Here is a 13,410-nt window from a genome sequence, read left to right as displayed (position 1 = left end):
ACAGGACTCCAGGGCTGGTTAACCTGCCTGTTATTCTTTCTGCCAGAAGCGTTTAACGCTTTTCTGGTCACGTTCGCCCGGTGATTTTCACAACGAGTTTTATCGACCCGTAACACGGAGCCTGACAACGTGTTTTACACTAATAAGAGTAATAAAGTGACGGCATACTTCACTACGCCGGTTTTTTCACTGTCGATGCCGCATGTTGCAGGTATGCTCATGTGGGCTGTTTATTCAGGTACTGATGTGATCCGCAGTCCAGAAAAAGAAGAGGTTCGTTATGTCTGACGACATGATTCATCACGGCTCGTCAGCGACGGGTAAACATGAAAATTTGCGCTCTATGCAGGAGGTTGCCATGAATGACCGTAATGCCAGCGAAATGCTTCGTACTTACAATATTGCCTGGTGGGGCAATAATTACTATGACGTCAATGAACTCGGCCACATTAGCGTGTGCCCGGATCCTGACGTACCAGAAGCTCGCGTCGATCTGGCCAGATTGGTCAAAGATATGCAGAAAGAGAACCATCAGCGCCTTCCTGCGCTGTTCTGCTTTCCGCAAATCCTTCAGCATCGCCTGCGTTCTATTAACGCTGCGTTTAAACAGGCTCGCGAATCGTTTGGCTATGAAGGCGGGTATTTTCTGGTTTATCCGATCAAGGTTAACCAGCATCGCCGCGTCATTGAGTCACTGGCTAATTCCGGTGAGCCGTTAGGTCTGGAAGCCGGTTCAAAAGCGGAGCTGATGGCAGTATTGGGCCATGCAGGCATGACCCGCACGGTGATTGTGTGTAACGGCTACAAAGACCGTGAATACATCCGTCTTGCACTCATCGGCGAAAAGCTGGGCCACAAAGTTTATCTGGTCATCGAGAAGATGTCCGAAATCCGTCTGGTGCTGGAAGAAGCTGAGCGCTTGAATGTAGTGCCACGCCTTGGTGTCCGTGCGCGTCTGGCTTCTCAGGGATCGGGCAAGTGGCAATCCAGCGGTGGTGAAAAATCCAAGTTTGGTCTGGCGGCGGTCCAGGTGCTGCAACTGGTTGAGATGCTGCGTGAAGCGGGGCGGTTGGATAGCCTGCAACTGCTGCATTTCCATCTGGGATCGCAACTGGCGAATATCCGTGATATCGCGACGGGCGTGCGTGAATCTGCGCGCTTCTATGTCGAACTGCATAAGTTGGGCGTAAATATCCAGTGCTTCGACGTCGGTGGTGGGTTGGGCGTGGATTATGAAGGCACGCGCTCTCAGTCCGATTGTTCAGTGAACTATGGCCTGAATGAATACGCCAACAACGTGATTTGGGGCATCGGTGATGCCTGTAACGAAAACGGATTGCCACATCCGACGGTCATCACCGAATCTGGCCGTGCGGTAACTGCGCACCATACCGTGTTGGTTTCCAATATTATCGGTGTTGAACGCAACGAATTCAGTGAACCCACTGAGCCAGAAGAAGACGCTCCGCGTGCGCTGGAGAGCCTGTGGTCAACCTGGAAAGAAATCAAACAGCCGGGAAAACGCCGTTCGCTGCGCGAATGGCTGCACGACAGCCAGATGGATTTGCACGATGTGCATACCCAATACACGCACGGCATGTTGGATCTGACGCAGCGCGCGAAAGCAGAGCAGCTTTATCTGAGCATCTGTCAGATGATTCAGGAACAGCTGGATCCGAGCAATCGTGCGCATCGGCCAGTGATTGATGAATTACAGGAGCGGATGGCTGACAAGCTGTATGTCAACTTCTCGCTGTTCCAATCCATGCCGGATGCATGGGGGATCGATCAACTGTTCCCAGTAATGCCGTTGGAAGGGCTAAACAAGCCGCCTGAGCGCCGTGCTGTTGTGCTCGATATCACCTGTGATTCTGATGGTACGATCGACCATTATGTCGATGGTGACGGGATCGCGACGACGATGCCAATGCCGCCTTACGATCCAGAAAATCCGCCGCTGCTGGGCTTCTTTATGGTCGGCGCCTATCAGGAAATCTTGGGGAATATGCATAACCTGTTTGGCGATACGTCGACCGTTGACGTGTTTGTCTTCCAGGATGGCACCGTTGAGATTGAAGAATCTGACGAAGGGAATACGGTTGCCGACATGCTGGAGTATGTGCAGCTTGACCCCAAAGTGCTGATGACCCGTTTCCGCGATCAGGTGAAAGAAACTGACCTGGATACCGAACTTCAGGCGCAGTTCCTGGAGGAGTTTGAAACAGGGCTGTACGGCTATACTTATTTGGAAGATGAAGAGTAAGCGTTGCTGATTGAGTAAAAAGGGATGCGAGTGAGCATCCCTTTTTTTCGTCTATCGCTTAGATAAGCGAATGACTCATATTGATATCGGCTGCTGGTTTTGGAAGGGAATCAAATTCTTCAATGACGCTGTCTTTGAAGATAATTTTAGCAATAAGCAGTAAAGAGTTTTTATCCTGAACACCATATTTATTCAGTAATCGTGATTTGCTGTTCAGTACTGACTTCTTATTTAATCCGATGATATCGGCAATCGCTTCCGCTGTGTAGCCCGCACACCAATGCTGGAATACGGCATATTCAGATTTTGAGAGTCTGACGGGACTGAATAAACGGCGGTCGTGAAGGTAGATGAAATCGAGTAATTTATAAAAAGAATCGATGGCTGCTGACTTTGAAATAAGAATCGTTTTTTCGTCAATGCACACGGGAGGGTGATTGGGGGAATTATTGATGATAACGAACGACGACGCCATATTATAAAAGTGGGTTCTTATCGACTCGTAGTATTCCTCAAAGCCCTCGCTACTACCGTCAATGATGAAAATACATTTCTTCTTTCCTTGCTGCAGCGTAAACCTGTTGACGGGTTTTATCGAGAGCATAGGGATACTAGATAGGATTTCCCGTAATCCTACCGTGGTAAAATTGCATTTACTGAAAATTCTCACATCCATGATTTTTAACACATATGAGTTTATTGTCTGAAAGTGGCCATAAACCAATAATCGCTGCTGATGTTATCCAGTTATTAAGAAATCGCGATCCTGAAATGCCTTTAAATCGCTAAAAGATGGAGCCTCTAGAGAAACCTGCGGGCACGACAACAGGTTTTATCATATATCTATATGATCAAACTGGAAAAAATTTTATTGGTTTAACATAGTATGCTTGATTTACTGGTTTATTTCTATCTTTAAATACAGGAGGTTACTCCATCATTCTTGTTTATTGCGACGGATGTCTCCGTGTTAATCGCGATAGCCTGTTTTTCCGTATGCCGCCGCATTCGCGGGGTGCTGCTTTCCAGCATCTGGAAATCTGCCGAAATTCGTTTCTTAAAAAGAGAACGAAAAGTAAATACGATTGAAAACAGCTATCTATTTATGTCTATTAATTCTTAAATCCTATCGCTGTGAAGATAGAAGCGATTAGGAATAGCTGTTATGTAACAGCTTACAGTGAATATGGTGGGGATGATAGTGGTCGGATGACTAGCGGGCAATTGAGATTTTTTCAATTGCCCCAGTGTGCATGCTTGGCGAGTAATCAGCGTGTGTGATTACTTCTCGGCAGCGATACGCTCACGAATGTGTTTGGCGCGTCCTTCCGATGAAGGATGGGAATCAAACATGCTGCTTTCATGGCCTGCATCAAGTTTGGCAAGTTTCTCAAAGCTACTTGCCAGACCTTCCAGCTTGATGCCGCGTTTCTTCAGCAAATCGAAGGAATAGTCATCGGCCTGCGTTTCCTGAGCTTGAGAGAACTGGGAATTAACCAATTTTTCTCCCAGGTCGGCTAACTGAGATTGTGACAGGGAGGCTGCTACGCCGCCCGCAGAGGCGATTGCGGTACGTGCGGCAGTCGCCGCATAGGCAACCTGCATGGCTTTACGGGTGTGCCCCAGCGCAACGTGGCCCATTTCATGGCCGAGAACGCCTTCTACTTCGTTGTCATTCATCATATCCATCAGGCCGCTGTATACGCGGATGCAGCCGTTAGCCATTGCCCAGGCGTTAACGTCTTTTGTCAGGTAAACCTTATAGTTGGCGGGTGTACCGCTGATGTCATGACCCAGTGCATCTGCAATTTTATTCAGGCGCTGTGTGTATTTGCTGTCGGCAGGGGCAATCTTTGCTTCTTTATCCATTTGCTCACAGGACTGATTGCTGAGCGATTTAACATCAGCATCGCTGAGTGTTGCCGCCTGGAAAGCCTGTGCGCCGGATTGCATTAAGGTACTGGTGTTTAAGTTCTGGCAGCCGGTCAGCAAGGTTGCGACACACAGCGCCAGTACAGAAGAACGAATAGCCATAAAAATCATCTCCCTACGATTGTGTTTGTTTTTTAATACGAAAGAAAAACGGCTATAACCTACCCGAAAACCGCGTAGAGAAATAGATCAGAAAATCTGATTTGTAGGTTTTCTCGTATCCCGCCGATGATGAATTTTGCTTTGGTGCGTTCCAAAAAGGCGAGGTTGATAAAGGCGAACCCACTAGAAAACCTGGCGTATAGCGTTGTAATCAACTGCATAATTGGCAAAAGAACCGCCATTGATTCGTCAGCCGACAAATCCCTGTTTTTTGCTCACGGTTCCATGTGCATTCCCTCTACTTTTCATGTACATTTGTAATTATATTTACTTTGTCATTCTTGTTTAACTTATTGATTTTAGTGGTTATACAAGAAGGGCAGTCGTTCAATCCGATCTGGAGTCAAGCATGTCCTCTCGTAAAGAACTTGCCAATGCTATCCGCGCGCTGAGCATGGATGGGGTGCAGAAAGCCAAATCCGGTCACCCGGGTGCACCGATGGGCATGGCCGATATCGCCGAAGTGCTGTGGCGCGATTATCTCAACCATAATCCGGCTAACCCTAACTGGGCCAACCGTGACCGCTTCGTGTTGTCCAACGGCCACGCTTCCATGCTGATTTACAGCCTGCTGCATCTCTCCGGCTACGACCTGCCGATTGAAGAACTGAAAAACTTCCGTCAACTGCATTCCAAAACGCCGGGTCACCCTGAATACGGCTACACCGCCGGCGTCGAAACCACCACCGGCCCGCTGGGTCAGGGTGTTGCCAACGCCGTGGGTATGGCGATTGCCGAGCGCACGCTGGCAGCACAATTCAACCGTCCGGGCCACGAGATTGTTAACCATCATACCTACACCTTCCTGGGTGACGGCTGCATGATGGAAGGGATTTCCCACGAAGTCTGCTCGCTGGCAGGCACCATGAAGCTCGGCAAACTGACCGCGTTTTATGATGACAACGGCATTTCCATCGACGGTCACGTTGAAGGCTGGTTTACCGATGACACTGCTGCCCGCTTTGAAGCCTATGGCTGGCACGTAGTGCGTGGCGTGGACGGTCACGATGCGGACGCTATCAAGCGCGCTATCGGTGAAGCCCAGCTTGTCACTGACAAGCCGTCGCTGCTGATGTGTAAAACCGTGATTGGTTTCGGTTCTCCGAACAAGGCCGGTACGCATGATTCCCACGGTGCACCGCTGGGTGATGCAGAAGTCGCGGCTTCCCGCGAACAGCTGGGCTGGACGCACGCGCCATTTGATATTCCAGCTGACATTTATGCTGCCTGGGATGCTAAACCGGCCGGTCAGCGTAAGGAAGCGGCCTGGGATGAGGCGTTTGCCGCCTACGCCAGCGCGTACCCGGAACTGGCTGCCGAATTCACACGCCGTACCAGCGGTGAACTGCCAACCAACTGGCAGGCAGACGCGCAGAAATTTATCGACGATTTGCAGGCCAATCCGGCGAAAATCGCCAGTCGCAAAGCCTCACAGAACGCGCTGGAAGCCTACGGCAAACTACTGCCGGAATTCCTGGGCGGCTCTGCCGACCTGGCACCGAGCAACCTGACCATCTGGTCCGGCTCGGTCTCGCTGGATAAAGACCACGCGGGAAACTACCTCCACTACGGCGTGCGTGAATTCGGCATGACGGCGATTGCCAACGGGATTGCGCTGCACGGGGGCTTTGTACCGTATACCGCAACCTTCCTGATGTTTGTGGAATACGCGCGTAACGCCGTACGCATGGCTGCGCTGATGAAAATCCGCAGCATCTACGTTTACACCCACGACTCCATCGGTCTGGGCGAAGACGGCCCGACACACCAGCCGGTTGAACAACTGGCCAGCCTGCGCGTGACGCCAAACATGAGCAACTGGCGTCCGGCAGACCAGGTGGAAACCGCAGTGGCGTGGAAATATGCCATCGAGCGTCAGGACGGCCCGACGTCGCTGATCCTGTCCCGTCAGAATCTGGCACAGCAGCCACGTACCGCTGAACAGCTGGCGAACGTGGCGAAAGGCGGTTACGTGCTGAAAGACAGCGACGGCCAGCCTGAGCTGATCCTGATTGCGACTGGTTCTGAAGTTGAACTGGCTGTCGGCGCGTATGACAAACTGACCGCCGCAGGCCGCAAGGTGCGCGTAGTGTCCATGCCGTCAACGGATGCGTTCGACAAGCAGGATGCAGCCTACCGTGAAGCGGTGCTGCCAAAAGCGGTAGCGGCACGCGTAGCGATTGAAGCGGGTATTGCGGACTACTGGTTCAAGTACGTCGGCCTGAACGGCGCGATCGTCGGCATGACAAGCTTCGGCGAATCGGCTCCGGCTGAGTTGCTGTTCGAAGAATTCGGCTTCACTGTCGATAACGTCGTTGAAAAAGCGCAGGCGCTGCTGAAGTAATTACGCCGCGTTAATCTCGATATGAGAAGCCGTCAGCTAACGCTGGCGGCTTTTTTTCATCTTTAACTTAACCTACCTCTTGATGCGCGTTGTTTGTCCCCCGATCGCGGCTTTTTCATTTTTATGACGCAGGTCACTCTTCTGGCGTGTGCCAAACGAGAATATTTCTTTTATGCGTTAATTCGTTTATTCTAGCTGAAGCGTTTCAGTTGTTGTGCTGACGGCGTTTCTCCAGGGGTTCTCTGGTGTCTAAGAAGGGTATATCCTATGCGCTGGGTAACTCTGCTATGACACAAGGAATCACAAGGAACGCCATGACGATTCGTATTGCGATAAACGGTTTTGGCCGCATAGGCCGCAGTGTTTTACGTGCGTTGTATGAATCAGGCCGCCGAGCCGAGATTACCGTTGTGGCTATTAACGAGCTGGCGAGCGCGGAAGGCATGGCGCATTTGCTCAAGTACGACTCCAGTCACGGCCGTTTTTCGTGGGATGTGCGTCAGGAGTGTGACCAGCTTTATGTCGGTGAGGACTGTATTCGTTTGTTGCATCAGGCAGTGATTCAGCCATTGCCCTGGCGAGAACTCGGTATCGATATCGTGCTGGATTGCAGCGGCGTCTACGGTAGCCGGGAAGATGGGGAAGCTCATCTGGCGGCAGGTGCGAAGAAGGTGCTGTTTTCTCATCCGGGAACGACGGATCTGGATGCCACGGTGGTGTTTGGCGTCAATCACCATCAGTTGGAAAGCGGGCATCGCATCGTTTCCAATGCGTCCTGCACGACCAACTGCATTATCCCGGTCATCAAACTGCTGGATGATGCCTTTGGTATCGAGAATGGTACGGTGACGACGATTCACTCGTCGATGAACGATCAACCGGTGATCGATGCTTATCATCACGATCTGCGGCGTACACGAGCCGCCAGCCAATCGATCATTCCGGTAGATACTAAACTGTCGGCGGGGATCACCCGTATTTTTCCGCAGTTTGTCGATCGTTTTGAAGCGATCTCGGTGCGAGTGCCGACGATTAACGTCACGGCAATTGACCTGAGCGTGAGCGTCAGGAAAGCCGTAAATGTGAATGAAATTAACGCACTATTGCAAAAATCAGCGCATGAGTCGTTTCGTGGTATAGTTGATTATACTGAATTGCCGTTAGTGTCGGCTGATTTTAACCACGATCCGCACAGTGCCATTGTCGACGGCACGCAGACACGGGTCAGTGGTCAGCATCTGATTAAAACATTGGTCTGGTGCGATAACGAATGGGGCTTTGCCAACCGGATGTTGGATACAACACGGGCGATGGCGGCCAGCGGTTTCTAGTACGACGGTGGCGATCTAGGGTCGCTATCTCGCTCAAGCAACTTTAAAAGAGAATCAACAAGAGGATTCACCATGTCTGTAATTAAGATGACCGATCTGGATCTGGCTGGTAAACGTGTTCTTATTCGTGCGGATCTGAACGTACCAGTAAAAGAAGGGAAAGTGACGTCTGATGCGCGCATCCGTGCCTCTCTGCCGACCATCGAAATCGCCCTGAAACAAGGCGCTCGCGTTATGGTCACTTCCCACCTGGGACGCCCGACCGAAGGCGAGTACAACGAAGAGTTTTCTCTGCTGCCTGTCGTTGACTACCTGAAAGAGAAACTGTCTTCTCCTGTACGTCTGGCGAAAGATTACCTGGATGGTGTTGATGTCGCCGAAGGCGAGCTGGTTGTACTGGAAAACGTCCGCTTTAACAAAGGCGAGAAAAAAGACGACGAAGTCCTGTCCAAAAAATACGCGGCGCTGTGTGATGTGTTCGTAATGGACGCATTCGGTACGGCACACCGTGCGCAGGCTTCAACTCACGGCGTGGGTAAATTTGCCACTATCGCCTGTGCGGGCCCGCTGCTGTCTGGTGAGCTGGAAGCGCTGGGTAAAGCCTTGAGCGAACCAGCCCGTCCGATGGTCGCTATCGTTGGTGGTTCTAAAGTTTCTACCAAGCTGACCGTACTGGATTCCCTGTCTAAAATCGCCGATCAACTGATCGTCGGTGGCGGTATCGCCAACACCTTCGTTGCCGCACAAGGCCACAACGTGGGTAAATCCCTGTACGAAGCTGACCTGATTCCTGAAGCGAAAAAGCTGCTGGAAACCTGTGATATTCCAGTACCGAGCGATGTGCGTGTTGCGTCAGAATTCTCTGAAACTGCAGCTGCAACGCTGAAGTCTGTTACAGCAATCAAAGACGAAGAACAGATTCTGGATCTGGGTGATGTATCCGCCGAGCGTCTGGCTGAAATTCTGAAGAATGCCAAGACCATCCTGTGGAATGGCCCGGTTGGCGTCTTTGAATTCCCTAATTTCCGTAAAGGAACCGAGACCATCGCTCGTGCTATCGCAGATAGCGACGCGTTCTCTATTGCAGGTGGCGGCGATACGCTGGCTGCGATCGATCTGTTTGGTATTGCAGATAAAATCTCCTACATTTCTACCGGTGGTGGCGCATTCCTCGAATTTGTCGAAGGGAAAAAACTGCCAGCAGTGGTTATGCTGGAAGAGCGTGCCAAGCAATAATTTAAGGTAAGGGGTGCTTTTCCTCTTTCCTGTGGTTGTCTCGATATGTGATGTTCGCAATCTCGTGTCGAGACAGCCTGTCGATTTAACATCGATTTCTCTAACCCCTCCACGGCCAACGAAACGGGACACGTAACATGTCTAAAATTTTTGATTTCGTAAAACCCGGTGTCATCACTGGTGATGACGTTCAGAAAGTTTTCGCAGTAGCAAAAGAAAACAAATTCGCTTTGCCAGCAGTGAACTGTGTCGGTAGCGACTCAATCAATGCTGTGCTGGAAGCCGCAGCCAAAGTGCGTGCGCCGGTCATCGTTCAGTTCTCTAACGGCGGTGCAGCATTTATCGCCGGTAAAGGCCTGAAAGCAGAAGGTCAGCAGGCGGCAATTTTGGGCGCGATTTCTGGCGCTCATCATGTGCACCAAATGGCTGAACATTATGGCGTGCCAGTGATTCTGCATACAGACCACTGCGCGAAGAAATTGCTGCCGTGGATCGACGGCCTGCTGGACGCGGGTGAAAAACATTTCGCGGCGACGGGCAAACCGCTGTTCTCTTCTCACATGATCGACCTGTCTGAAGAGTCTCTGGAAGAGAACATCGAGATCTGCTCTAAGTATTTGGCGCGTATGGCCAAAATCGATATGACCCTGGAAATCGAACTGGGTTGCACCGGTGGTGAAGAAGACGGTGTGGATAATAGCCACATGGATGCTTCTGCGCTGTACACCCAGCCAGAAGACGTTGACTACGCGTACACCAAGCTGAACGCGATCAGCCCACGTTTCACTATCGCTGCCTCTTTCGGTAACGTGCATGGCGTATACAAGCCGGGTAACGTGAAGCTGACCCCGACCATCCTGCGTGATTCTCAGGAATATGTTTCCAAGAAACATAACCTGCCGCACAACAGTCTGGACTTCGTGTTCCACGGTGGTTCTGGTTCCAGCGCTCAGGAAATCAAAGATTCCGTTAGCTACGGCGTAGTGAAAATGAACATCGATACCGATACCCAGTGGGCAACGTGGGAAGGTATCCTGAAATACTACAAAGAAAACGAAGCATATCTGCAAGGCCAATTGGGCAACCCGAAAGGCGACGATCAGCCGAACAAGAAATACTATGACCCGCGTGTGTGGCTGCGTGCCTCTCAGGCAAGCATGGTGACTCGTTTGGAACAAGCCTTCAAAGAGCTTAATGCTGTTGATGTGCTGTAAGTCAGACGACGTATACCCTAAATAATTCGAGTTGCAGGAAGGCGGCGACGCAGTGAGTCCCCTGGAGCTTACATCAGTAAGTGACTGGGGGGAGCGAGGAAAGCCAACGTACATGCAGCTTGAAGTATGACGGGTATAAACATGATTTGATGCTAAGGCTCCTACGGGAGCCTTAATTTTTGGGGCTTTGGGGACTCAATGTTGCGGTTTCAGTTATGGACGTTATGCTTTCCCAGTGATTAAAAAACAGGAGCGTTCAAATGGAAGAACTTAATACGGGGTTGGATCAGGCAGGAGATTGGTTGGTGACACACCAGAACTTGTTTTTGCAGTATGCCGTGAATATCGTCGCAGCATTAGTGATCCTCATCGTTGGTCTGGTGATCGCTCGGATCGTTTCCGGCACCCTCAATAAAGTGATGATCAACCGTTCTATCGATTCAACCGTGGCAGATTTTCTGTCTGCGCTGGTGCGCTATGGCATTATCGCGTTCACGCTGATTGCGGTATTGAGCCGGGTTGGCGTGCAGACGGCATCGGTGATTGCGGTATTGGGTGCTGCGGGCTTGGCTGTTGGTTTGGCATTACAGGGGTCGTTAGCCAACTTTGCCGCGGGCGTTTTACTGGTGATTTTCCGGCCTTTCCGTACCGGCGAATGGGTGGATTTGGGCGGCGTGTCTGGCTCTGTCACACAGGTACAAATCTTCTCGACGACGTTGCGCACGTCTGACGGCAAAATCATCGTAGTCCCGAATGGCAAAATCATTGCTGGCAACATCATCAACAGCTCGCGTGAACCGGATCGCCGCACCGAAATTATTGTCGGCGTTGCCTATGACGCCGACATCGACGTGGTGAAAAAGCTGCTGGGCGATATTGTCGCGGCGGATGAACGCATCCAGCACGACAAGGGCGTCACGATTCGCCTGAATGAAATGGCAGCGTCATCGCTGAATTTTGTGGTGTGGGTGTGGACAACCAATGGCAACGCGCAGGCGGTGTATTGGGATCTGCTGGAAAGCTTTAAACGCGTGCTGGATGAGCACCATATTGCCATTCCTTATCCGCAGATGGATGTGCACCTGCATAGCGACGATAACGTACGACCCGAAGCGAAACAGCCAGAGTAAACTCACTGGTATATTTTACCAGACATGCACCATGTCTTTATCGGCATGGTGCATGTCCAGAGATCGTCCTCTCATTTCAGTGCATTAGCGTAGCTAATGTAGCGTTAGAATATTCAATTTCACTTATCTAATCAGCTTCCATACACTCCCCCGCGACAACAATAAACGGGTAGGAGAGAAGTATGTGGGCGGTCTATTTACAAGGCGTTCTGTTAGGGGCGGCGATGATTCTGCCTCTTGGGCCACAGAATGCGTTTGTGATGAATCAGGGAATTCGCCGGCAGTATCACCTGATGGTGGCACTGCTATGTGCCTTGAGCGATATGGTGCTGATTGCCGCCGGTATTTTTGGCGGCAGTGCGTTGCTTAGTCAGTCCTCATTGCTACTGGGGGCCGTGACTTGGGGCGGTGTTGCGTTTCTGCTTTGGTTCGGCTGGGGAGCAATGAAAACGGCCTTCAGCAAGAATATTGCGCTGGCCAGTGCGGAAGTGATGAAACAAAGCCGCTGGCGCATTATTGCGACCATGCTGGCGGTGACCTGGCTGAATCCGCATGTCTATCTGGATACCTTTGTGGTGCTCGGGAGTCTGGGAAGCCAGTTTGCGGACGATGCCCGAAGCTGGTTCGCGCTGGGGACGATGACGGCTTCTTTCACCTGGTTCTTTGCGTTGGCGCTATTGGCCTCTTGGTTGGCGCCGTGGCTGAATACGCCGCGGGTACAGCGGGTCATCAACTTTTTTGTCGGCGTAGTGATGTGGGGCATTGCTTTGCAACTGGCGCGTCACGGTTGGCAATAATGGTTGGAAATAAATAACCTCCCCTTAGGCTATGTTTCAGAAATTCACCTATATTGTATGGAGTTGGTAATGCGTTATGTTGGTCGGTAAAGCAATCCGTCCTGTCTCTTTCATTCTGGAAGAGTCCGTGTTGGTGCAGACAATCTATTGGCACAGACAATCTGCCAGCGGCATGCGTGACGAAACATAAGTAAGGAGAGAGTGTGAAGCGAGGTATGATGAAGCTCAATGCACTGGCGCTGGCCGCTGCGATAGGATTTGGCGGTGTGTCGATAGCTGCGCAGGCTGCGGAATTGCCGGATGGCCCGCATATCGTGACGTCAGGGACATCCAGCGTAGACGCAACGCCGGATATCGCGCGTCTGGCGATTGAAGTGAGTGTGTCATCGAAGGATGCGGCGGAAGCGAAAAAGCAGGTCGATGCCCGCGTTGCACAATATTTTGATTTTCTGGGTAAAAACGGCATTGAGAAAAAAGATATTAATGCCGCCAATTTACGTACGCAGCCAGAATATGACTATCTGAAAACGGGTGGTTCGGTGCTGAAAGGCTATCGTGCCGTGCGTCAGGTGGAAGTGACGCTGCGCCAGCTAGATAAACTGAACGAGCTGCTGGATGGGGCGCTGAAATCGGGGTTGAATGAGATTCGCACGGTAGAATTAGGTGTTGCTAACCCAGAAACCTATCGTGATGATGCGCGTAAGAAAGCCATCGAGCAGGCGACGAGTCAGGCGGAAGCACTGGCGCAGGGCTTCAACGCCAAACTGGGGCCGATCTACAGCGTTCGCTATCACGTTGCCAACTATCAGCCGATGCCAATGGCACGGATGTTTAAAACGGCAGATGCAGCGGTGCAAAGCGAAGCGGCACAAACCTATGAACAGCAAACCATTCACTTTGACGATCAGGTGGATGTCGTGTTTGAGCTACTGCGTACGCAGTAATGTTCGCGCTAAAACAGGGTTGCGTAAACCATTGATGATACCAACAGGCCTGCTCAG

At 51.2% G+C, this 13,410-nt stretch carries 11 protein-coding genes; 9 read left to right on the top strand and 2 right to left on the bottom strand.

Annotated elements, in window-relative coordinates:
* Positions 1–129: 129 nt before the first annotated feature.
* Positions 130–288: a hypothetical protein gene (locus EO763_RS23325; protein ID WP_165572335.1), complete on the top strand. Its 159-nt coding sequence runs from the start codon at positions 130–132 to the stop codon at positions 286–288.
* Positions 281–2,263, top strand: coding sequence for a biosynthetic arginine decarboxylase (gene speA, locus EO763_RS19275; protein ID WP_161529920.1), 1,983 nt, complete (start codon positions 281–283; stop codon positions 2,261–2,263). The genes EO763_RS23325 and speA overlap by 8 nt, the downstream gene beginning before the upstream one ends.
* Positions 2,264–2,321: 58 nt before the next feature.
* On the opposite strand, the gene EO763_RS19270 is transcribed toward speA, so the two are convergent.
* Together EO763_RS19270 and loiP are read right to left on the bottom strand one after the other, a co-directional pair.
* Complete coding sequence (locus EO763_RS19270) at positions 2,322–2,867, bottom strand: helix-turn-helix transcriptional regulator (protein ID WP_161530447.1); 546 nt, start codon at positions 2,865–2,867, stop codon at positions 2,322–2,324.
* 677 nt (positions 2,868–3,544) lie between these two features.
* On the bottom strand, positions 3,545–4,297 hold the full coding sequence (gene loiP / locus EO763_RS19265) for a metalloprotease LoiP (protein WP_161529919.1): 753 nt from the start codon (positions 4,295–4,297) through the stop codon (positions 3,545–3,547).
* Between the two features lie 409 nt (positions 4,298–4,706).
* Here loiP and tkt point away from each other — a divergent pair, with 409 nt between their 5' ends.
* The 7 genes from tkt to EO763_RS19230 all read left to right on the top strand — a co-directional run bounded on the left by tkt (position 4,707) and on the right by EO763_RS19230 (position 13,353).
* Positions 4,707–6,701 (top strand): transketolase, encoded by a 1,995-nt coding sequence (gene tkt, locus EO763_RS19260; protein ID WP_161529918.1) that lies wholly within the window; start codon positions 4,707–4,709, stop codon positions 6,699–6,701.
* Positions 6,702–7,015: 314 nt separating this feature from the next.
* On the top strand, positions 7,016–8,032 hold the full coding sequence (gene epd, locus EO763_RS19255) for an erythrose-4-phosphate dehydrogenase (RefSeq protein ID WP_161529917.1): 1,017 nt from the start codon (positions 7,016–7,018) through the stop codon (positions 8,030–8,032).
* 72 nt (positions 8,033–8,104) lie between these two features.
* Positions 8,105–9,268: a phosphoglycerate kinase gene (gene pgk, locus EO763_RS19250; RefSeq protein ID WP_010300564.1), complete on the top strand. Its 1,164-nt coding sequence runs from the start codon at positions 8,105–8,107 to the stop codon at positions 9,266–9,268.
* Between the two features lie 137 nt (positions 9,269–9,405).
* Positions 9,406–10,482 (top strand): class II fructose-bisphosphate aldolase, encoded by a 1,077-nt coding sequence (gene fbaA, locus EO763_RS19245; protein ID WP_039487408.1) that lies wholly within the window; start codon positions 9,406–9,408, stop codon positions 10,480–10,482.
* Between the two features lie 260 nt (positions 10,483–10,742).
* On the top strand, positions 10,743–11,612 hold the full coding sequence (gene mscS, locus EO763_RS19240; protein ID WP_161529916.1) for a small-conductance mechanosensitive channel MscS: 870 nt from the start codon (positions 10,743–10,745) through the stop codon (positions 11,610–11,612).
* Positions 11,613–11,794: 182 nt separating this feature from the next.
* Entirely contained in the window at positions 11,795–12,409 is a 615-nt protein-coding gene (gene argO, locus EO763_RS19235; RefSeq protein WP_014916729.1) for an arginine exporter ArgO, read from the top strand.
* A 218-nt stretch (positions 12,410–12,627) separates the two neighbouring features.
* Entirely contained in the window at positions 12,628–13,353 is a 726-nt protein-coding gene (locus tag EO763_RS19230; protein ID WP_103861989.1) for an oxidative stress defense protein, read from the top strand.
* Positions 13,354–13,410 lie beyond the last annotated feature (57 nt).

Source organism: Pectobacterium odoriferum (genome assembly GCF_009931295.1).
Taxonomy (GTDB): domain Bacteria; phylum Pseudomonadota; class Gammaproteobacteria; order Enterobacterales; family Enterobacteriaceae; genus Pectobacterium; species Pectobacterium odoriferum.
Note: the sequence above shows the minus strand (reverse complement) of the source record. Positions and strands in the feature narration are given on the sequence as shown.